This is a genomic window from Kribbella sp. CA-245084 (assembly GCF_050942355.1).
Lineage (GTDB): Bacteria > Actinomycetota > Actinomycetes > Propionibacteriales > Kribbellaceae > Kribbella.
Window position 1 is genome coordinate 8,019,739 of record NZ_CP192053.1, and the last position, 18,506, is coordinate 8,038,244.

General features: G+C 69.0%; 18 protein-coding genes. 14 read left to right on the top strand and 4 right to left on the bottom strand.

What is annotated here, in order from left to right; translation table 11 throughout:
- Positions 1–17 precede the first annotated feature (17 nt).
- The 10 genes from ACQPYH_RS38350 (at position 18) to ACQPYH_RS38395 (ending at position 12,231) form a co-directional block, all read left to right on the top strand.
- On the top strand, positions 18–614 hold the full coding sequence (locus tag ACQPYH_RS38350) for a hypothetical protein (RefSeq protein ID WP_130441196.1): 597 nt from the start codon (positions 18–20) through the stop codon (positions 612–614).
- Positions 611–2,023 carry an AAA family ATPase gene (locus ACQPYH_RS38355; RefSeq protein ID WP_432881928.1) on the top strand — a complete coding sequence of 471 codons (1,413 nt, stop codon included), beginning with the start codon at positions 611–613 and terminating at the stop codon, positions 2,021–2,023. The genes ACQPYH_RS38350 and ACQPYH_RS38355 overlap by 4 nt, the downstream gene beginning before the upstream one ends.
- A complete protein-coding gene (locus tag ACQPYH_RS38360; RefSeq protein WP_432881931.1) occupies positions 2,020–3,345 on the top strand; it encodes a hypothetical protein in 1,326 nt (441 codons plus the stop codon). Before ACQPYH_RS38355 ends, ACQPYH_RS38360 begins: the two co-directional genes overlap by 4 nt.
- The gene (locus ACQPYH_RS38365; protein WP_432881934.1) at positions 3,342–4,316 is read left to right on the top strand and encodes a glutamate ABC transporter substrate-binding protein; all 975 of its coding nucleotides are present in this window, start codon (positions 3,342–3,344) and stop codon (positions 4,314–4,316) included. The genes ACQPYH_RS38360 and ACQPYH_RS38365 overlap by 4 nt, the downstream gene beginning before the upstream one ends.
- 4 nt (positions 4,317–4,320) lie before the next feature.
- Complete coding sequence (locus tag ACQPYH_RS38370; protein WP_432881936.1) at positions 4,321–5,436, top strand: hypothetical protein; 1,116 nt, start codon at positions 4,321–4,323, stop codon at positions 5,434–5,436.
- Complete coding sequence (locus tag ACQPYH_RS38375; protein WP_432881939.1) at positions 5,433–7,796, top strand: tetratricopeptide repeat protein; 2,364 nt, start codon at positions 5,433–5,435, stop codon at positions 7,794–7,796. Before ACQPYH_RS38370 ends, ACQPYH_RS38375 begins: the two co-directional genes overlap by 4 nt.
- The gene (locus ACQPYH_RS38380) at positions 7,781–8,845 is read left to right on the top strand and encodes a protein phosphatase 2C domain-containing protein (protein WP_432881941.1); all 1,065 of its coding nucleotides are present in this window, start codon (positions 7,781–7,783) and stop codon (positions 8,843–8,845) included. The genes ACQPYH_RS38375 and ACQPYH_RS38380 overlap by 16 nt, the downstream gene beginning before the upstream one ends.
- Positions 8,846–8,860: 15 nt before the next feature.
- Positions 8,861–10,138, top strand: a complete 1,278-nt coding sequence (locus ACQPYH_RS38385; protein ID WP_432881944.1) for a VWA domain-containing protein — start codon at positions 8,861–8,863, stop codon at positions 10,136–10,138.
- Entirely contained in the window at positions 10,135–10,869 is a 735-nt protein-coding gene (locus ACQPYH_RS38390; protein ID WP_432881946.1) for an FHA domain-containing protein, read from the top strand. Before ACQPYH_RS38385 ends, ACQPYH_RS38390 begins: the two co-directional genes overlap by 4 nt.
- Before the next feature lie 174 nt (positions 10,870–11,043).
- Positions 11,044–12,231, top strand: coding sequence for a Fic family protein (locus tag ACQPYH_RS38395; RefSeq protein WP_432881948.1), 1,188 nt, complete (start codon positions 11,044–11,046; stop codon positions 12,229–12,231).
- Between the two features lie 23 nt (positions 12,232–12,254).
- On the opposite strand, the gene ACQPYH_RS38400 is transcribed toward ACQPYH_RS38395, so the two are convergent.
- Both ACQPYH_RS38400 and ACQPYH_RS38405 read right to left on the bottom strand, forming a co-directional pair.
- Entirely contained in the window at positions 12,255–12,710 is a 456-nt protein-coding gene (locus ACQPYH_RS38400; protein WP_432881951.1) for a hypothetical protein, read from the bottom strand.
- A 101-nt stretch (positions 12,711–12,811) separates the two neighbouring features.
- A complete protein-coding gene (locus ACQPYH_RS38405; RefSeq protein WP_432881954.1) occupies positions 12,812–13,744 on the bottom strand; it encodes a GNAT family N-acetyltransferase in 933 nt (310 codons plus the stop codon).
- A 214-nt stretch (positions 13,745–13,958) separates the two neighbouring features.
- Between ACQPYH_RS38405 and ACQPYH_RS38410 the strand changes: the two genes are divergently transcribed.
- The 3 genes from ACQPYH_RS38410 (at position 13,959) to ACQPYH_RS38420 (ending at position 15,565) form a co-directional block, all read left to right on the top strand.
- Positions 13,959–14,402, top strand: coding sequence for a ribonuclease domain-containing protein (locus ACQPYH_RS38410; RefSeq protein WP_432881956.1), 444 nt, complete (start codon positions 13,959–13,961; stop codon positions 14,400–14,402).
- Positions 14,403–14,501: 99 nt separating this feature from the next.
- Positions 14,502–14,636, top strand: a complete 135-nt coding sequence (locus tag ACQPYH_RS38415) for a hypothetical protein (protein ID WP_432881959.1) — start codon at positions 14,502–14,504, stop codon at positions 14,634–14,636.
- Positions 14,630–15,565: a glycoside hydrolase family 6 protein gene (locus tag ACQPYH_RS38420; protein WP_432881962.1), complete on the top strand. Its 936-nt coding sequence runs from the start codon at positions 14,630–14,632 to the stop codon at positions 15,563–15,565. The genes ACQPYH_RS38415 and ACQPYH_RS38420 overlap by 7 nt, the downstream gene beginning before the upstream one ends.
- 200 nt (positions 15,566–15,765) lie before the next feature.
- Here ACQPYH_RS38420 and groL read toward each other — a convergent pair whose 3' ends face one another.
- Positions 15,766–17,391, bottom strand: a complete 1,626-nt coding sequence (gene groL / locus ACQPYH_RS38425) for a chaperonin GroEL (protein WP_432881965.1) — start codon at positions 17,389–17,391, stop codon at positions 15,766–15,768.
- A gap of 233 nt (positions 17,392–17,624) precedes the next feature.
- Here groL and ACQPYH_RS38430 point away from each other — a divergent pair, with 233 nt between their 5' ends.
- Positions 17,625–18,209, top strand: a complete 585-nt coding sequence (locus ACQPYH_RS38430) for a GNAT family N-acetyltransferase (RefSeq protein ID WP_432881968.1) — start codon at positions 17,625–17,627, stop codon at positions 18,207–18,209.
- Here ACQPYH_RS38430 and ACQPYH_RS38435 read toward each other — a convergent pair.
- Entirely contained in the window at positions 18,169–18,504 is a 336-nt protein-coding gene (locus ACQPYH_RS38435; RefSeq protein WP_432881971.1) for an MmcQ/YjbR family DNA-binding protein, read from the bottom strand. The two genes, ACQPYH_RS38430 and ACQPYH_RS38435, sit on opposite strands and share 41 nt — an antisense overlap.
- Positions 18,505–18,506: the final 2 nt, after the last annotated feature.

Below are 18,506 nucleotides of genomic sequence, written 5' to 3' on the forward strand. Positions count from 1 at the left end.
GGCGGACGGGAAACTGCATGGCACTCGGTGACTTCTTCGCGCGGCTGACCGGTCGCAAGCAGGAGGCGCCCGAACCTGCCGCGGTCCCCCGTCCGCCGACCACCGAGGACCTGCTCGCGTCCCTGGTCCGCGTCGAGCAGTTGGTTGCCAACGGCGCCGTACCGGCCGTCGTCGCGTCCCGGGTCGGCCGCGTGGTCCGCGTCGTACGGGACACGATCCCCCGGCTCGGGAACCTGGGCGGCAGCGCACAGGCGTACTCCGTGATGGCGACGGCGACCGACTACCTGCCGGAGGCGATCGGCGGGTACCTGCGCCTGCCGCGGCAGTGGGCCGACACCCGGCCGGTCGACCGGGGCAAGACGTCGCTGATGATCCTGATCGATCAGTTGGACCTCTTGGCCGCGACGATGGACAAGGTGTTCGACGCGGTGAACCGGGCCGACGCGGCGGCATTGATCGCTCACGGCAGGTTCCTGCAGGAGAAGTTCGGCACCGGCTCCACCGGCGGAGGCTTGGCTCTCGGCCCGACCGAGTCAACCCCGCCACCGGACCTCGGGCCGAGCACAGGCCCGGCGGGACCACTGGCACCACCACCTGGACGAGGAGGGTCATGAGCACCGCGGGGGGACTACAGGAGGCGCTGTCCGGACTGCTGACCGTCGCGGCTCGTGCCGGCGTCGCGGAGGAGCAGGCCCGCACCGAGGCGCTCTCACTCGCTGCCGCTCTGGCCGAGTCGGCACCTGGTGCGCCTGCTGACTGGGCCAAGGCGGTCCAGGGTGGGACAACACAGGACTTCTTCGACGCAGCGGTTCGTGGACGACGCTGGCGGGGCGCTCCGACCGCCGTGCTCACCGAACTGATCGCCATCAGCTCCCCAGAGAAGGCGGCGTACGCCGAAGCACTGGCGGAGATCGCGTCCGCGGCGTGCACGCTGGGCGAGCCGACCATGCGGGTAGTAGGCAACGCATCAGTGGCAGCTGCTGCACAGCTGCAGGCCGCGGGCGCGCGCCCGGTCCAGGCCACCTCCACTCCCACTCCTACTTCAGCTGCTCCAGCACCGGCTGCCCAGCCGGCAGAAGTACAGGTTCCAGAGAAGACGGTTGAGGAGCTGCTGGCTGAGCTGGACGAGTTGACCGGGCTGGCGCGGGTGAAGCGGGAAGTGCACCGGCAGGTCGCCGTACTGCGGGTTGAGAAGCTGCGGGCCGAGGCGGGGCTGAAGAGTCCGACCATCACGCGACACCTGGTGTTCGTGGGCAATCCGGGGACCGGGAAGACGACCGTCGCGCGCTTGGTCAGCGGGATCTACAAGGCACTCGGCCTGCTGTCGAAGGGGCAACTGATCGAGGTGGACCGGTCGGAGCTGGTGGCCGGCTATCTCGGGCAGACCGCCACGAAGACCGCTGAGGTGGTCGCGTCCGCGGCGGGTGGCGTGTTGTTCATCGACGAGGCGTACAGCCTGACGGCGGGCGACACCGGCGCCGACCAGTACGGGCGCGAGGCTGTCGACACGCTGGTCAAGGAGATGGAGGACCGGCGCGACGACCTGGTCGTGATCGTTGCCGGGTACCCCGAGCCGATGGAGGCGTTCATCGCCGCGAACCCGGGGCTGGCCAGCCGGTTCCGGACCACGATCGAGTTCGAGAACTACACCGACGAGGAACTGAGCGACATCCTCACCGGGCTCAGCGAAGCGGCGGACTACGAGCTCGTCCCCCAGTCGCTGAAGAAGTTCCGGGAGATCCTGGTCGCGACGCCGCGGGACAGCTCGTTCGGCAACGGCCGCTTCGCCCGCAACGTCCTCGAGGCCGCCATCGGCCGGCACGCCTGGCGCCTCCGCGACGTCACGGCACCAACCACGGACCAGCTGCGTCAGATCCTCGCCGACGACCTCACCGACGAGCCCGAACAGCCCGACCAGCCCGCCGACCCCGAGCTGCCGGCCGAGCCCAGGCATGCCGCCGACGCCGAACAGCCCGCGGAGCCCGCGGCAGCAGATCAGTCCGAGCAAGGAGATCAGGCGTGACCCAGACCCAGAGTGCGCCGCCCGCGACCTGGTCGCCGCCGGCCCCACCCGCCGGTACGACGCAGCCGGCCGCCCGGACCGCGAGCCGCCGCAACGCCATCGCCCAATGGTTCCAGGGCACCCCGGGCCGGATGCGCGCCTTCCTCATCCTGGCCGCGGTGGCCAGCATCCTGTTCGGGATCGCCGCCGCCCAGGGCCACGCCCAGTCGAGCGGCGCCTTGGAGCGCGCCGAAGCGAACGCCGCCCAACTGGTCCGGATCCAAGGGATCCACACCAACCTGGTCAGCGCCAACGCCGACGCCACGAACGCCTTCCTGGTCGGCGGTCTCGAGCCGCCCGCGCAGCGCCAGCACTTCGTCGACTCGATGGCCGCGGCCGCCCGGCTGATCTCGGAGGCCTCCACCGCCCAGCCCGCCGACCAGAACGTCCTCGGCCAGCTGAACACCACGCTGATCACCTACAACGGCCTCATCGAGCAGGCCCGCGCGAACAACCGCCAGGGCCTCCCGATCGGATCGCAGTACCTCAAGGACGCGAACGCAGTACTGCAGGACGACTCGCTCCCACTGGTGAACGCGCTGGTCCAGGCCAACGAGAAGCGGGTGGAGGACGAGTTCGACGGTGTCGGCCACGGGACCATCTGGGTTCTCGTCGGCGGTCTGCTGGCGCTGGTGGTCTTCGGGATCACGCTGCGCTGGCTGGCCCGGCGTACGCATCGCTATCTGAACCTCCCGATCGTGGTCGGCGCCGCGCTCATCCTGATCGTCACGATCATGGGCGGCGTCACACTCTCGTCGGCGTCGAGCGCAGCATCCGACACCCGATCCGACTCCTACGCGAAGACGCTGGCACTGTCGACGGCCCGGATCGCGGCGTACGACGCCCGCTCGAACGAGAGCCTGACCCTGATCGCCCGCGGCTCCGGCGACGCCTTCGACAAGGCGTTCAACGACGCGGCCGCCGTGGTCGACGACCAACTCGGCAAAGCATCGGGTACGACGGACGGCCTGCAGGACCTGTGGTCTGCGTACAAGGACGTCCACGCCGAAGTACGGAAGGACGACACCGGCGGCAACTGGGACGAAGCAGTGAACAAGGCCGTCGGCACGTCGAAGTCCGGGAAGGACTCGGTCAAGACCTTCACCGCATTCGACACGCAGTCAGCCAGTCAGCTGCAGTCCACGAGCGAGGACGTCTCGAGCAAGCTGTCCGACGCCCGCGGCAGCATCCGCCTGTTCGGCTGGCTGGGCCTCCCGATCGGCATCCTCGCCGCCCTACTCGTCGCCTGGGGCATGTCACAGCGCCTGGAGGAGTACCGATGAAAAAGCTCATCCCACTCGCAGTCGCAAGCGCCCTCCTGCTGACCGCCTGCAGCTCCGGCAACTACGCGGCGACACAGATCCCGGCCGAGCCCGCGCCGACGACGTCGTCCGCGGCGCCGACCACGACTGCGCCGTGCGACAAGTCCACGGAGCTGCAGTCGTACGCGCCCGAAGGGCCGCTGCCCGCGCCGATGCATATGACGCCCAACACGACGATGGCGGACATCCAGGCGCGTGGCCGGCTGATTGCCGGTGTCTCTGCAGACAGCCTGCACCTCGGTTCGCGCAACCCGATCACCGGGCAGATCGAGGGCTTCGACATCGACATGATCAACGCGGTCGCGGATGCGATCTTCGGCAAACCGGCGCCGGGCAAGCCGCACAAGGTCGAGCTGCGGGTGATCTCCAGTCCGCAGCGGATCCCGTCGCTGCAGAACAAGACGGTCGACATCGTCGCTCGCAACATGACGATCAACTGCGACCGCTGGAAGCAGATCGCGTTCTCGGCGGAGTACTACCGCTCGGGCCAGAAGACCCTGGTTCCGCTTGACTCGAAGGCGAAAAGCGTCGATGAGCTGTCCGGCAAGACGATCTGCGCCCCGGCCGGGTCAACCAGCCTGGCGAACCTGATCAAGAAGAACCCGAAGGTCAAACCGGTCACAGCCGACACCGACACCGGCTGCCTGGTGCTCTTCCAGCAGGGCAAGGCGTACGGCATCTCCGGCGACGACACTGTGCTGGCCGGGGACGCCGCGCAGGACCCGTATGCCATGGTGATCCCGAACGAGCGGTTCAGCGAGGAGCCGTACGGTCTCGGGATCAACAAGGACAACGTGGACTTCGTCAGGTTCGTCAACGGCGTGCTCGAGCAGATGAAGGCAGGCCCCGACTGGATGGCCTCGTACAACAAGTGGCTCGGCCCTGACCTGGGGCCGCTGCAGGCCGCACCGACGCCCGCTTACGGCCGGTGAGTCGATGACGGTACGCACGCCGACGGTCTCGGCGCCTCCGCCGCCGGGGAGGATGGGGAGCAGTGTTCCGGCGACGGAGCTGTTGTCTTTTCTCGGTGCGCTTGGGGAGTGGCGGGATCGGCGGAAGGCTGAGCTGGACGAGCTCGACCAGGCCGCGCTGCACTCGCCGGAAGCGGATGCGTTGAGTGCGGATGTCGTGCTGAGCATGACCGTGTGGAAGGCCGTGTCGGATCGGTACGAGTTGATCCTGGTGACGTGGGATTCCGGCCGCGTCGGACCGACGGAGACCGAGCGCATCTCGGCATTGATCTGGGGCGGGCTCGATGCCGGCGGCGCAGGCGGATCGCTCGCAGTGTCGTTGCCCGAGGCATGCAAATTGTCGGACGCGCTGGCGGCTACCCTGCGCGGGAAGCTGGCGCTCGACCCCGGTGACGCCGACCTGGCCGCGCGGCTGCGGCAACTGCGGGCGCAGGTCGAGCGGATCAGCGACCTGGTGAAGCTGGAGCCTGCCAACGTGCGCGACCAGGCGCTCGCGCATCACCACGACCTCGATCGCCGCCTCACGGATCTTGCCGACCGCAACAAACGCGGCGCGGACATCGGCGGTCTGATCGGGCCGTTCGAGATCGACGCCGCCCGCACGGAACGCGACCTGATCGTCGGCGCCGCCACCCGCAAGGAGCGGGCCGCCGACGTCGCCCGGGCGCGGACGCTACGCGGCGAGCTCGAAGCGCAAGGTACTGCGGTCCGCGCGCTCGCGGACAAGGCTGTCGCCACGGTGACGCCGGCGCCGCGTCTCGCCGTACCGGATGTCACTGCGCTCGGGCCCGTGCCGAACACGCCGTCCGAGCTCGAGAAGTACCTGACCCGGTTGGACGCCGTACGGCGGGCGCTCGGTCAGGCGCAGGCGGCGTACGGCGCTGCGCTGGGGAAACGTGACGAGCTGAGCCAACTGCTGGACGCCTATCAGGTGAAGGCGGCAAGTGTTGCCAAGGGCAACGAAGATCTCGCCGAGCTGTACCGGCGCGGCCGAACGGTGATCGAGGCGGAGCCGGTGGACCTGGCTCGCCTCGGTGCACTGGTAGCGGCCTACCAGGCCTACCTGGAAGGGACGAAATGACGACCTGCACTCAACCGGGCTGCACCGGCACCATCGTTGACGGGTACTGCGACGTCTGCGGCTCCCCCGCCGCGCCAAGCCAGGCGGCAAGTCAGGCAGCAAGCCAAGCGGCAAGCACCCCGGCGTCCGGCGCCTGCACCCAGCCCGGCTGCACCGGCACGTACGTCGACGGCTACTGCGACGTGTGCGGCTCCCCGGCATCGTCCAGCCCCAGCGCGGCCGCAGCAGACCCCGACCCGATCAGCTCGGTCTCGACCGTCTCGCGCGCGTCCAACCGCCTGGCCTCCACGCCGCTCGGCTCCGCCCGCGCCGCCCAGGCCGGCTCGAAGCTGACCCGCAAACTCGGTACGTCGTCCACCCGCCTGCGCGGCGCACGACTCGGCGCCGGCCTGACGCACGTACCGTCGATCCCCGCGATCGACGCCAGCAAAGCGATCCTGGCCAACCCGATGGTCCCCGAGGACCGCCGCAACTGCCCGAACTGCGGCAACGCGGTCGGCCGCTCCCGCGACGGCCAGCCCGGCCGGACCGAAGGCTTCTGCCCCCACTGCCGCAGCCGGTACTCGTTCTCGCCCAAGCTGAAGGCCGGCGATCTGGTCGGCGGGCAGTACGAGGTGCGCGGTTGCCTCGCGCACGGCGGTTTCGGCTGGATCTACATGGCTCAGGACCGCAACGTGTCCAACCGCTGGGTCGTCCTGAAGGGTCTGCTGAACTCCGAGGACCCGGACGCCGTCGCGGCCGCGATCGCGGAGCAGCAGTTCCTGGCTCGCGTCGAGCATCCGCTGATCGTCGAGATCTACAACTTCGTCACCCACGACGGCGCCGGCTACATCGTGATGGAGTACGTCGGCGGTACCTCGCTGAAAACGTTGCTCAAGCAACGGATGACCGCCAACAACGGCCAGTACGACGCACTCCCGATCGACCAAGCCATCGCGTACCTGCTGGAGATCCTGCCCGCGTTCTCGTACCTGCACGATCTCGGCCTGGTGTACTGCGACTTCAAGCCGGACAACATCATCCAGGTCGGCGACGCGGTCAAGCTGATCGACCTCGGCGGCGTCCGCCGGATCGACGATCTCGACTCGGCCATCTACGGCACGGTCGGATTCCAGGCGCCCGAGGTTGCCGAGGTCGGCCCGTCCGTTGCCTCCGACATCTTCACGCTCGGCCGGACGCTGTGTGTGCTAGCGATGGAGTTCCGCGGCTACCAGGGCCGGTACGTCGACTCGCTGCCGCCGGTGGCCGAAGTACCGCTCTTCCAGAAGTACGATTCGGTGTACCGCCTGCTGGCGAAGGCCTGCGCGAAGGACCCGGCGGACCGCTTCCAGTCCGCGGACGAGTTCCGGGTACAGCTTCTCGGCGTACTGCGTGAGGTCGTGGCGGACAAGCAGGGCGTCAAGGCGGCCCAGCACTCCGCGTCGTCGCTCCTCTTCGGCACTCCGGGTGACAAGTCGACCGGACTGGGCGACACGCTCGAGCCATGGCAGCAGCTGCCGTCGCTGGCACCCGACGAGAGCGACAAGATGGCAGGCTGGCTGAAGACCGTCAGCGTGCCCGACGCGGCCAAGCGGCTCGAGCTGCTGATCGACGCGCCCGAGCAGTCCGCGCAGACGCTGCTGGAGGTCGCGGAGGCCGCACTGGAGGTCGGGCCCGAGCGCTACGACATGGTCGACACTGCGGTCGCCGACCTGCTCAACGCCGACCCGTGGGAGTGGCGGGCGGTCTGGATGGCCGGACTGGTCGCCCTGGCTCGCGGTGACTCGGCAGCTGCGCAGTCCGCGTTCAACGCCGTCTACGGCCAGGTGCCGGGCGAGCTGGGACCGAAACTCGCGCTGGCGATCGCCTGTGAGCACAGCGGCGAGTACGACGTTGCCGAAGGCCTCTACCTGACCTGTGCGCGCACGGACGCCAACTACATCGCACCGTCCGCGTTCGGCCTGGCCACGATCCGTACGTCGCGCAACGACCTCGACGGTGCGCTCGGCGCGCTGGACCTGGTCCCGCGCACCAGCGGCGCGTATGTACGGGCCCGTCGCCAGCGAGCCGGTCTGCTGGCAGGATCGGGGCGTGGCCTTCCCGCGCTCGCCCAGGCGATGGACAGCATCACCGCGCTGACCATCGACCCGGTCGACCGGGCCAACCTGGCCGCGGACGTGTTCCGGACGGCGCTGGCCGAGGTCCAGCAGTCCGGTCCGCAGGAGGCTCTGCGGATCGACGGGCGGGCGGCGACCGAGTCAGCCCTGCGGGACGGGCTCGAGGCGACCTACCGGTTGCTGGCCGACCAGGCCGAGACCCGGCCGGAACGGATCGCCCTGGTCGACCAGGCCAACGAGGTTCGAGGATGGACGTTGCGATGACGAGTACGACCGAGACGGTCTGCCCCAGCTGTGGCGGCCCGGTGTCCGAGACCGATCGCTTCTGCGAGGCCTGCGGCGCCGAGCTCACCCCGACGACCACGCCGACCTCGACAGCGCTCGACACCGACACCGAGCCGACGATCGAGATCACCGCGGCCACGGTCGAGGAGGTCGGTCCGTGCAAGTCGTGCGGCGGCGTCGTCGGCGCGGACGGGTACTGCGAGACGTGCGGCGTCAAGGCAGCCAAGCTGCGGGACCACTTCGAGGAGCAGCCCGCACCGTGGGTGGCCGGAGTGTGCGACCGCGGCATCCGGCACAGCCGGAACGAGGACGCGATGGCCATCGCGGCGGACGCCGAGCCGGGCAGCCGGGCGTTGCTCGTGGTCTGCGACGGCGTGAGCTCCTCGCTCGACTCCGACGTGGCGTCACTGGCCGCGGCGCGGGCGGCGTGCGAGGTGCTGCAGGCCGGGCACGCTCAGGGCCTCGGCACCGAGTCGTCCCGGGGCAGTGCGATCGCAGCCCGGCTGAAGGCGGCGGCTGACGCTGCGAGTGACGCCGTACTCGACAACACCAGTCCGGACAGCCCTAACCCGGCGTCCTGCACGTTCGTGGCGGCTGTCCTGGAGGACGGGCTGCTCGTAGCCGGCAACGTCGGGGACAGCCGCGCGTACTGGTTCCCGGACGAGGCCGAGCCGGTCGCGCTGACCGTCGACGACTCGTGGGCGGCCGAGCTGATCGCCACCGGTGTCTCGCGCGAGGAGGCCGAGTCCGGCCCGCACGCGCACGCGATCACTCGCTGGCTCGGCAAGGACGCGCCGGACCACACGCCCCGGACCACGACGCTGCACGTGACCGGGCCGGGCTGGCTGGTCGTCTGCTCGGACGGCCTGTGGAACTACTGCTCCGAGGCGGCACCGTTGGCCGACCTCGTCCGTCAGACTGCTGCGGGGTGTGGTGGCGAGCCGAAGGCCACCGCGTCCGCACTGGTCGACTGGGCCAACGCCCAGGGCGGCCAGGACAACATCACCGTCGCGCTCGCACGCATCTAAGGAGAGGGACCCGAGATGGCCGACTTCACCGCCAGCGTCTACCAGAACGAGTTCCTGCCCGACGGCGGGACCGACGTACACGCGATCGTCACGGTGAACTGCACAGGTGCCGGCGCAGCCGGACAGTCCGGTAGCGGAGACGCGGGCGAGATCATCATCGTCGACACGTCCGGCTCGATGGGCCGCGACGGCGTACAGGCAGCGGCGTACGCCGCACAGACCGCGCTCGACCAGATCCTCGACGGGGTCTGGTTCGCGGTGATCTCCGGCAACGACCGGGCGCAGCTCGCGTTCCCGCCGTCCGCGGAGCCAGTGATGGTCAGGATGGATCCGTACACCCGGCAGGCGGCCAAGGACGCGGTATCCCGCTTCTACGCCGACGGCGGTACGGCGATGGGCACCTGGCTCCGACTGGCATCGCGGGTCTTCGCGACCGTGCCGTCGCTGTCCCAGAAGCACGCGATCCTGCTGACCGACGGCGAGAACCAGCACGAGACGCCGGAGGCGCTGACCCAGGCGATCGAGTCGGTGACCGGCCAGTTCCAGTGCGACACCCGCGGCGTCGGCGTGGCCTGGCAGGTGGACGAAGTACGGCGGATCGCGCAGGCACTGCTCGGCACGGTCGACATCATCCCGGCGCCTGACCAGCTGGCCGCGGAGTTCTCCAAGCTGATCCAGAACGCGATGAGCCGCGGTGTCGCCCAGGCGGACCTGCGGGTGTGGGCGCCGCAGGGTGCCGAGGTGCTGTTCGTGCGGCAGGTCGCGCCGACGGTCGAGGACCTGACGTCGCGTCGTACGGCGATCAACCCGCTGACCGGCTCGTATCCGACCGGCTCGTGGGGTGACGAGTCCCGCGACTACCACGTGGCGATCCGCCTGGCTGCAAAGGCGATCGGGCAGGAGCAGTTGGCCGCCCGGGTGCAGCTGGTGATCGGCGATCAGACCGTCGCGCAGGGCCTGGTCAAGGCGCTGTGGTCGGCCGACGAGGCGCTCACCACCCGCATCAGCCCGGAGGTCGCGCACTACACCGGGCAGACCGAGCTCGCGCAGGCGATCCAGGACGGTCTGGCCGCCAAAGCAGCCGGTGACACGGCGACCGCGACCACGAAGCTGGGCCGGGCGGTGCAGCTCGCGGCCGCGACCGGCAACGAGGAAGCGACCACGCGGCTGCGCAAGGTTGTCGACATCGACGACCAGGAAACGGGTACGGTGCGGCTGAAGCGGACCGTGGAGAAGGCCGACGAGATGGCGCTCGACACGGCCTCCACCAAGACCACCCGGGTGAAGAAATGACCGTCAACTGTCCGAGTGGGCACCCGTCCACCTCGACCGACTACTGCGACGTCTGCGGGCTGCCGATCGGCGCCGCCGCCACTCCGGCGGCAGCCGCCGTACCAGCGCCCGCTGTCGCAGCGCCTGGTCCGGCCGCCACGCCGGCTGCGGCCCCGGTCGGCCAGTCGTGCCCCAACTGTCAGGAGCCGGCGTCTGCCGACGCGCTGTTCTGCGAGAACTGCGGCTACGACTTCACCACCGGCACCATGCCGCGAGCCGCGTCGCCGCTGGACCTCTCTTCGTCCGGCCCGACACCGCCGGCGCCGCCCGCTGCCGTTGCGGAGTGGGTCGTCGAGAGGTGGGTCGACCCCGACTGGTACGCCGTACAGCAGAGCGACGACCCGTGTCCGTCGCCAGGCCTGCCGACGGTGATCCCGTTGACCGAGAAGAGCCTGCTGATCGGGCGTCCGTCGCGCAGCCGGAACATCCACCCGGAGATCGACTGCGGTGACGACACAGGTGTCAGCCGCCGCCAGGCACAGCTCACCACGGACGGCCAGCGCTGGTGGGTCGAGGACCTCCAGTCCTCCAACGGCACGTACGTCGCCTCCGCCGCCGGCCCCCTCCCGGAGGACCCGATCATCCCCGGCCAGCGCCAGGAGCTGAACCCGGACGACCGCGTCTACGTCGGCGCCTGGACCCGCCTCGTCGTACGCAAGTCCACCCCGGAAGAGCAGGCCGGACAGGCCTGAGATCTCCGGCCGAAAGCCGGGCGAAACTTCATCTAAGTCCGAGTTGTTAAACTAACCTGGACTTAGACGAAAAGGAGTCCAGGTTTGAGCCGACAGGTGTCAGCTATCTGGCGCGCAAATTCTGATGCCTATGGTCCACGAAAGCACCGACGCCCCTGTGAGTACACAGCGTATGTGCCGGACCTTCTGAGTGCCCACGCGCTGGATCTCACCGCGGAATTGGCGGCAGACGTAGCCGACACAGAGCGCGAGCTGGCAGCGTTCGAGGGCGCCCCGGACCAGGGCCTGGAACAGCTCGCTCGCTTCCTCCTGCGCGCCGAAGCTGTCGCGTCGTCGAAGATCGAAGGGCTACAGGTCAACAGCCGACGACTCGCGAGACACGAGGCTCGGATCGCGGCCGGCATCCCGGATCGCGACGCCACGGCCGAGGCAGTTCTCGGCAACGTCCTGGCAATGCAGCATGCCGTGGACCAGGTGGCCACCGCTGAGACAGTCGAGCTGCAGCACCTGCTCGACATCCACGCAGCGCTCATGGAGCATTCGGACCAGCCGGATATCGGCGGACACGTCCGCACCACGCAGAACTGGATCGGTGGCAACGACTTCAATCCTTGCCAGGCAGTTTTCGTTCCACCACCTCCGGAGTACCTCGCCGGCTTGCTGGAAGACCTTTGCCGCTTCATTAATCGAGACGACCTCCCCGGGACTGTTCAAGCTGGTCTCGTCCATGCGCAGTTCGAGACCATCCATCCCTTCGCCGACGGCAACGGCCGGACCGGTAGAGCCTTGATCCAGGTAGTCCTCAAACGGAGAGGTTTGGCCCGGAACTTCGTCCCGCCGGTCAGCCTCGCCCTCGCAACGCGGGCCTCAGCGTATGTCGACGCACTGACGCGATTCCGGTACGTCGGCGACGCCGACCACGACGAGGCCCTCTCCGGCATCCGGGACTGGCTCGATCTCTTTCTCAGTGCTGTCCGCCGCGCCACGGCCGACGCCGCGAACCTGCAGAAACTGCTGGAACAAATGCAGGAGGACTGGCGTACGGCGGCTCGGCCGCGCTCCGGCAGTGCGGCCGCCCGGCTCCTGTCCGAACTGATCGCGAACCCCGTCGTGACCAGCGATGACGTCATCCGGCTGACCCAGGCCAGCCGATCCGCGGCGTTCGCAGCCATCGACAGTCTGAGTGCCGCCGGTGTCATCCGGCCAGTGGGCGACCAGCATCGCTACCGGATGTTCGAAGCATCCCGGGTGTTCGATGTACTGACTGATTACGAGCGGGCGACCGCGACCGAGTCAGGCGACACCCGCGACGAGCGACCACGGCGAGCCGTGCCCTACCGGCGAAATTCTGAACCGACCTGAGTCATTGCAGCCTGCGGAAGACGTCACTCGAGGGGTTGTGGCTCTCGGGTCCAGGTCGGCGACGGGTTGAAGCACAGCCATTCGATGACGGTCGAGCCGACGACGATCGGGATCGCCCAGGCCCACGGGTGGTGCGGGAGGCTGACGACCGCGATCGCGGTCCAGAGCGCGATCCAGCCCCCGCCGTACCCACGGAGGACGCCGCGGTACCAGAGTCCGCCGGGCGCCTCCGCGGAGCGCTGGCCGAGGTAGACGAACAGGTACGACGCGATGGTGATCGGCCAGAAGTACCAGAGCCGGCCCCAGTCGTACGGGACCATCACCAGTGCGGTCAGGCAGACCAGCGCGATCGTCCAGTGGTAGACCTCGCCGGCCCAGTTCAGCCCGCGCCGCCGCAACGTCAGCACGATCGCGAGCGGGCCGAACAGCACGGCGAGAATCCCGGCCGCGACATGCAGAATCAACGCGATGTCACGCATCGCAGCGACTCCCCCGCTCCCCGCTCCCCCCGGAGCTATCTGACATGTCAGGGAGCATAGGGCGCGAGGTCGTCGCTCGTCTGCACCTCGGCCGGGCGAGTTCAGCTCTCCGGGAAAGAGAGCACCCGGCGGACTGCGAAGTTCCGGTATCCCTGCCGGACAAAGGACTTCGCCATCGGCACGTTGCCGAAGTCGGTGTCCGAGCGGATCCGCTCCGCACCGGTCTCGGCCAGTACGTGGGTGATCTCGGCCAGCAGGTCGTCGACGTACCCCTGTCCGCGGTGCTCCGGCACGACCCCGATGTACCCGACCACCGGGCCGCCCGCGTTGGCCGACGGCATCGCGAACCCGACCAGGTCGTCCTCGGCGTCGTACGCGAGCCGCCACCACGATCGGTCGCCCTGCATCGACTTGTACGACTCGAGGTCGGCGCGGGCCGCGCCCTCGACGCCGAGCCGTGCGATCTCGCGTGCGGTCGCGGCGTCCAGGCTGCCCTGACTGACCCGGGCGAACACGTCGACGAACGCCTCGTCGTCGGCCGGCTCGAACCGCAGCCGCGTCGACCGCTTCGGCAGCCCGTACTCCGACCGCCACTCGTACCGCAGCCGATCGGTGACCGCGGTCAGCCCGGCCGCCGCGGCCGCCTGGGCACGCGGCTCGAGTTCGGCGACCACCGCGGGATCGTCCTGCCAGTCGGCATCGAGGAAGAAGTGGTACTCCGGCGGCTCGAAGCCGTCCGGGCGCGCCGCGATGGCGTGCTTGATCAGGGCGGTCCACACCGGCGCCGGGTCGCCGTCGCCGACGTAGTACAGGCCGTCGATGCTGTACGGGTGCTCGTCGACGTCGCGGCCCCACCAGATCGCGAGCGCCTGGATTTTGCCGTCCTCCTCGACGACCCAGGTCCACTCGTCGCGGTACATGCCGGCGGCGACGTACTCGTCGTACCCGTCGGGGTTGGTGATGTTGACGGACTTCTGCTCGATCAGAGCATGGATGGTGTCGAGATCGGCCTCGACGGTGTTGCGAATCGTCACAGATCCTCCAGCAGGAGGCGCGGATCCGCTCAGTGCGAGCTGTGGGAGCGGACCGGGTGCGCCGGGAAACAAATCGGTGTGCTCATCGGTCGCTCCTTCCACTCCAAGGCTGGTCTCGCCGGGCCAGACTCTAAGCGGGCGATGGGGTCATAGTCCACCTGTTATTCACACCTGGGATGTACGAACGTTTGATTATCTGGGAAGCGTGCCAGACATGAGAACCCTCATCGCCGCCGTGGTCCTGGCGACCACCGCCGCCTTCGGCTCCACGGCCTACGCCGCCCCAACCACCGCCCCAGCCACCGCCCCAGCCACCGCCCCGACCTCCGTCACTTACGTCGTCGCTGCTTCTGCTCCTGCGGCGATCGATAGCTGCGCGCTCAGCTCCCTGCCTTCGCAGGCCGCCGACACGCTCGGCCTGATCCACTCCGGCGGACCGTTCCCGTACCGGCAGGACGGGACCGTCTTCCAGAACCGGGAGGGCATCCTGCCCGACGAGTCGAGCAGCCACTACCACGAGTACACCGTGAAGACGCCCGGCTCGTCCGACCGCGGCGCCCGCCGGCTGATCGGCGGCGGCGCGACGACCGACCCCGAGCACCTCTACTACACCGGCGACCACTACGCCTCGTTCTGCGAGGTCGACGAGAACAGCTGAAACCCTGAGAGTAGTCTCGTCGGCACGTTGAGTGATCACTCCATGGACGGAAGGACGCCTCACCGATGCCGACTCCGCGACCGGGCCGTGCTAGTGCTCTTGGCCGTGCCAGCCGTCGTACTGGCCGTGCCGGCCGTCGTACTGGTCGTGCCGGCCGCCGTACTGGCCGTGCCGGCCGTCGTGCTGGCCGTACTGGCAGTGCTGGCCGTGCTGGCCGTGCTGGCCGTTTGGTAGCTGCCGGTCTGTTGTTGTCCGCCGCGCTGGTCGCCTTCGGCCGGCCCGATACCGGGCTGGCCGAGGCGACCGGCGATCCGCTGAAGCTGACCAACGGGTTCTACGTCGACCCCGGCTCAGCCGCGGCGGCGTACGTACGGCTGCATCCCGAGGACACCGAGCTCGCGTCGAAGATCGCCGGTCAGGCGTCGGCCCGATGGTTCGGCACGTGGAGCGGGGACGTGAAGGCGGCGGTTGCGGCGTACACGATGGCTGCGGACCGGGCCGACAAGCTGCCGGTGCTCGTCGCGGACAACCTGCCCGGCGGACCGTGCGGCGTCGGCGGTGGGGCGGCGACTGAGGCGGCGTACCGGGCTTGGATCGCGGGCCTGTCCGACGGCATCGGCGTACGGCCGGCCGTCGTCGTACTCGAGCCGGATGCGCTGGCGCGACTCGACTGCTTCCCGCCGGCGGAATGGGACGGGCGGATCGCGATGCTGAAGTACGCCGTGGGGCTGCTCGCGGTGAAGAACGTGAACACCTGGGTGTACCTGGACGCGGGGAACGTGGCGTCCGGCGACGCGAAGGAGATAGCTCGGCGGCTGCGACTAGCCGACGTCGGCAAGGTCCGCGGCTTCGCACTGAACACTGCGAACTACTTCACGACGTCCGAGTCGGTCAGCCGCGGCACGGCGATCCTGCAGGCGCTCGGGGGCGGGTCCCACTTCATCGTCGACACCAGCCGCAACGGCAACGGCTCCGACGGCAGCTCCTGCAACCCACCCGCCCGCAAACTAGGCACTCCCCCCGCCAAGTCCACCTCCCCGGTAGACCTCACCCTCTGGCTCCGCACCCCCGGCGAATCCGACGGCCTCTGCGGCCAAACCCCCACCCTCCCCACCCGAACCTTCTCCCCTCTCCTGGCTCACCACCTAATAACCGGCACCTAACCGACCCGTCGAGTCGTGGTAAACGGCTTGAGCCCATATCGCCGAGTCGTGAAATTCGGCGACGAAATGCAGCCAGGATTCACGACTCGCGGGACCGGGCACCGACCAAGCGCCACGACTCGTGCCGCGACACGAGCAAGCGGTCCCGAGCCGGGGCTCGGGACCGCTTGTTTGTACTGCGTGTGCTGTCGGACTTCAGGTCAGAAGTCCATGCCGCCCATGTCGGGCGCGCCGCCCGGAGCGGCCGAGGCCTTCTCCGGCTTGTCGGCGATGACGGCCTCGGTGGTGAGGAACAGGGCCGCGATCGACGCTGCGTTCTGCAGCGCGGAGCGCGTCACCTTGGCCGGGTCGATGATGCCGGTCTTGATCAGGTCCACGTACTCACCGGTCGCGGCGTTCAGACCGTGACCCGGCTCGAGGTTGCGAACCTTCTCCACCACGACGCCGCCCTCGAGGCCGGCGTTCACGGCGATCTGCTTGAGCGGAGCCTCGACGGCCGAGCGCACGATCTGCGCACCGGTCGCCTCGTCACCCTCGAGCTCCAGCTTCTCGAACGCCGCGACGGACGCCTGCAGCAGAGCCACGCCGCCACCGGCGACGATGCCCTCCTCGACGGCCGCCTTCGCGTTGCGAACGGCGTCCTCGATGCGGTGCTTGCGCTCCTTCAGCTCGACCTCGGTGGCCGCGCCGACCTTGATCACCGCAACACCGCCGGCCAGCTTGGCCAGGCGCTCCTGCAGCTTCTCGCGGTCGTAGTCGGAGTCCGACTTCTCGATCTCGGCGCGGATCTGGTTGACCCGGCCGCCGATCTGGTCCGCGTCGCCCTCGCCCTCGACGATGGTCGCCTCGTCCTTGGTGACGACGATCTTGCGGGCCTGGCCGAGCAGCTCCAGGTCGACCGTGTCCAGCTTGAGACCGACCTCCTCGGAGATCACCTCGCCGCCGGTGAGGACGGCGATGTCGACCAGCATGGCCTTGCGGCGGTCACCGAAGCCCGGCGCCTTGACGGCGACGGCCTTGAAGGTGCCCTTGATCTTGTTGACGACCAGGGTCGCCAGCGCCTCGCCCTCGATGTCCTCGGCGATGATGGCCAGCGGCTTGCCGGTCTGCATGACCTTCTCCAGCACCGGGACCAGGTCCTTGATGCTCGAGATCTTGCTGTTGACGATCAGGATGTACGGGTCGTCGAGAACCGCTTCCATCCGGTCGGTGTCGGTCACGAAGTACGGCGAGATGTAGCCCTTGTCGAAGCGCATACCCTCGGTGAGCTCGAGCTCGAGGCCGAAGGTGTTGCTCTCCTCGACGGTGATGACGCCTTCCTTGCCGACCTTGTCCATCGCCTCGGCGATGATCGAGCCGACCTGGGTGTCCGCGGCCGAGATGGACGCGGTCGCCGCGATCTGCTCGCGGGTCTCGACCGGCTTCGCGAGCGACAGCAGCTGCTCGCTGACGGCCTCGGTCGCCTTCTCGATGCCCTTCTTCAGGCCCATCGGGTTGGCGCCGGCCGCGACGTTGCGCAGACCCTCGCGGACGAGAGCCTGGGCCAGCACGGTGGCCGTCGTGGTGCCGTCACCGGCGACATCGTCGGTCTTCTTGGCAACTTCCTTGACGAGCTCGGCCCCGATCTTCTCGTACGGGTCCTCGAGCTCGATCTCCTTGGCGATGGAGACGCCGTCGTTGGTGATCGTGGGGGCGCCCCACTTCTTCTCCAGCACGACATTGCGGCCCTTCGGGCCGAGCGTCACCTTGACGGCATCGGCGAGGGTGTTCATCCCTCGCTCGAGGCCACGGCGCGCCTCTTCATCGAAAGCAATCAGCTTGGGCATTCTCCGCGAGTCCTCCCGCGTCGAGTCTTTGTGGTCCAGCCGGCCCGGATGCCCGCGACGGACGGCACCGACCCGCGACGCTCATGTCCCGCCGCGCTCCGGCACCTCATCGAGGCCGTCTTCTTGCACACTCCCGGGGCGCGAGCACTTATCACTCTCGCCCTTGGAGTGCTAACCAAGTATTAGCACTCGACCCCAACGAGTGCAAGCCGGACCCCGGCTACGGTGAACCCATGGTGACGCTGCGTCCGGCCGGCCCGGACTCCTGGCTCGACCTAGCGACGGTGATGGGTGAGCGCGGCGACCCGTCCCGCTGCTTCTGCCAGTACTTCCGCCTCCGAGGCAAGGCGTGGTCGGACAACAGCCCCGCCGCCAACCGCGAAGGCCTCAAACAGCAGGTTTGCACCGCTGAGCAGCCGCCCGGTGTCCTCGCGTACGACGGAGGTACGCCGATCGGCTGGTGTGCAGTCGCCCCGCGTACGGCGTACCCGCGTGTCATCGCCTCACCCAACTGGCGCACCGACCACCCGGACGCCTGGGTGATCACCTGCTTCGTCGTACCGGTCGGCAACCGCCGCCAGGGCGTCGCTGGCGAGCTGGTGCTCGGCGCTGTGGAGCTGGCCCGCTCGTACGGCGCCTCCACCGTCGAGGCCTGCGCCGTCGACACCGCCACCACGGGCCGGATCCCGTCCGCCGACCTGTACCGCGGCCCGCTGTCGGTCTACCTCAGCGCCGGCTTCACCGAGGTCAGTCGCACCAGCCCGCAGTGGGTCCTGGTCAGGCGCTCAGCTGGGCAACCAGATACTTCGGGGCGGTGAGGCGGTAGGCCTCGGTGATGAGCTCCTGCAGCTCCTCGCCGTCGGCCAGGTCGAGCCGGATGAGCACCCAGGCGAACCGACCACCTGCCCAGGACGGCGAATACGCCTCCGGATCCTCCGCGACCAGCGCCTCCTGCTCCTCCCGGAGAGCCTTCAGGTGCAGGTGCGTCTGGTCCTCGGACATGTAGGCGAAGCTCTTGTTGCGGACCTTGAAGACCGGCTGCCCCGCCCATCCCTCGTGCTCCTCGGCGCCCGGCAACCCCGCCATCACCTTCACCACCGCCTGCGCATCCATAC

Bases quoted from the DNA above. Each gene is read 5' to 3' on its own strand.
- ACQPYH_RS38410 (WP_432881956.1), top strand. From the start codon at position 13,959: ATGAGAACCCTCATCGCCGCCGTGGTCCTGGCGACCACCGCCGCCTTC.
- ACQPYH_RS38355 (WP_432881928.1), top strand. From the start codon at position 611: ATGAGCACCGCGGGGGGACTACAGGAGGCGCTGTCCGGACTGCTGACC.
- groL (WP_432881965.1), bottom strand. From the start codon at position 17,391: ATGCCCAAGCTGATTGCTTTCGATGAAGAGGCGCGCCGTGGCCTCGAG.
- ACQPYH_RS38350 (WP_130441196.1), top strand. From the start codon at position 18: ATGGCACTCGGTGACTTCTTCGCGCGGCTGACCGGTCGCAAGCAGGAG.
- ACQPYH_RS38365 (WP_432881934.1), top strand. From the start codon at position 3,342: ATGAAAAAGCTCATCCCACTCGCAGTCGCAAGCGCCCTCCTGCTGACC.
- ACQPYH_RS38430 (WP_432881968.1), top strand. From the start codon at position 17,625: ATGGTGACGCTGCGTCCGGCCGGCCCGGACTCCTGGCTCGACCTAGCG.
- ACQPYH_RS38380 (WP_432881941.1), top strand. From the start codon at position 7,781: ATGGACGTTGCGATGACGAGTACGACCGAGACGGTCTGCCCCAGCTGT.
- ACQPYH_RS38390 (WP_432881946.1), top strand. From the start codon at position 10,135: ATGACCGTCAACTGTCCGAGTGGGCACCCGTCCACCTCGACCGACTAC.
- ACQPYH_RS38435 (WP_432881971.1), bottom strand. From the start codon at position 18,504: ATGGATGCGCAGGCGGTGGTGAAGGTGATGGCGGGGTTGCCGGGCGCC.
- ACQPYH_RS38370 (WP_432881936.1), top strand. From the start codon at position 4,321: ATGACGGTACGCACGCCGACGGTCTCGGCGCCTCCGCCGCCGGGGAGG.
- ACQPYH_RS38385 (WP_432881944.1), top strand. From the start codon at position 8,861: ATGGCCGACTTCACCGCCAGCGTCTACCAGAACGAGTTCCTGCCCGAC.
- ACQPYH_RS38375 (WP_432881939.1), top strand. From the start codon at position 5,433: ATGACGACCTGCACTCAACCGGGCTGCACCGGCACCATCGTTGACGGG.
- ACQPYH_RS38400 (WP_432881951.1), bottom strand. From the start codon at position 12,710: ATGCGTGACATCGCGTTGATTCTGCATGTCGCGGCCGGGATTCTCGCC.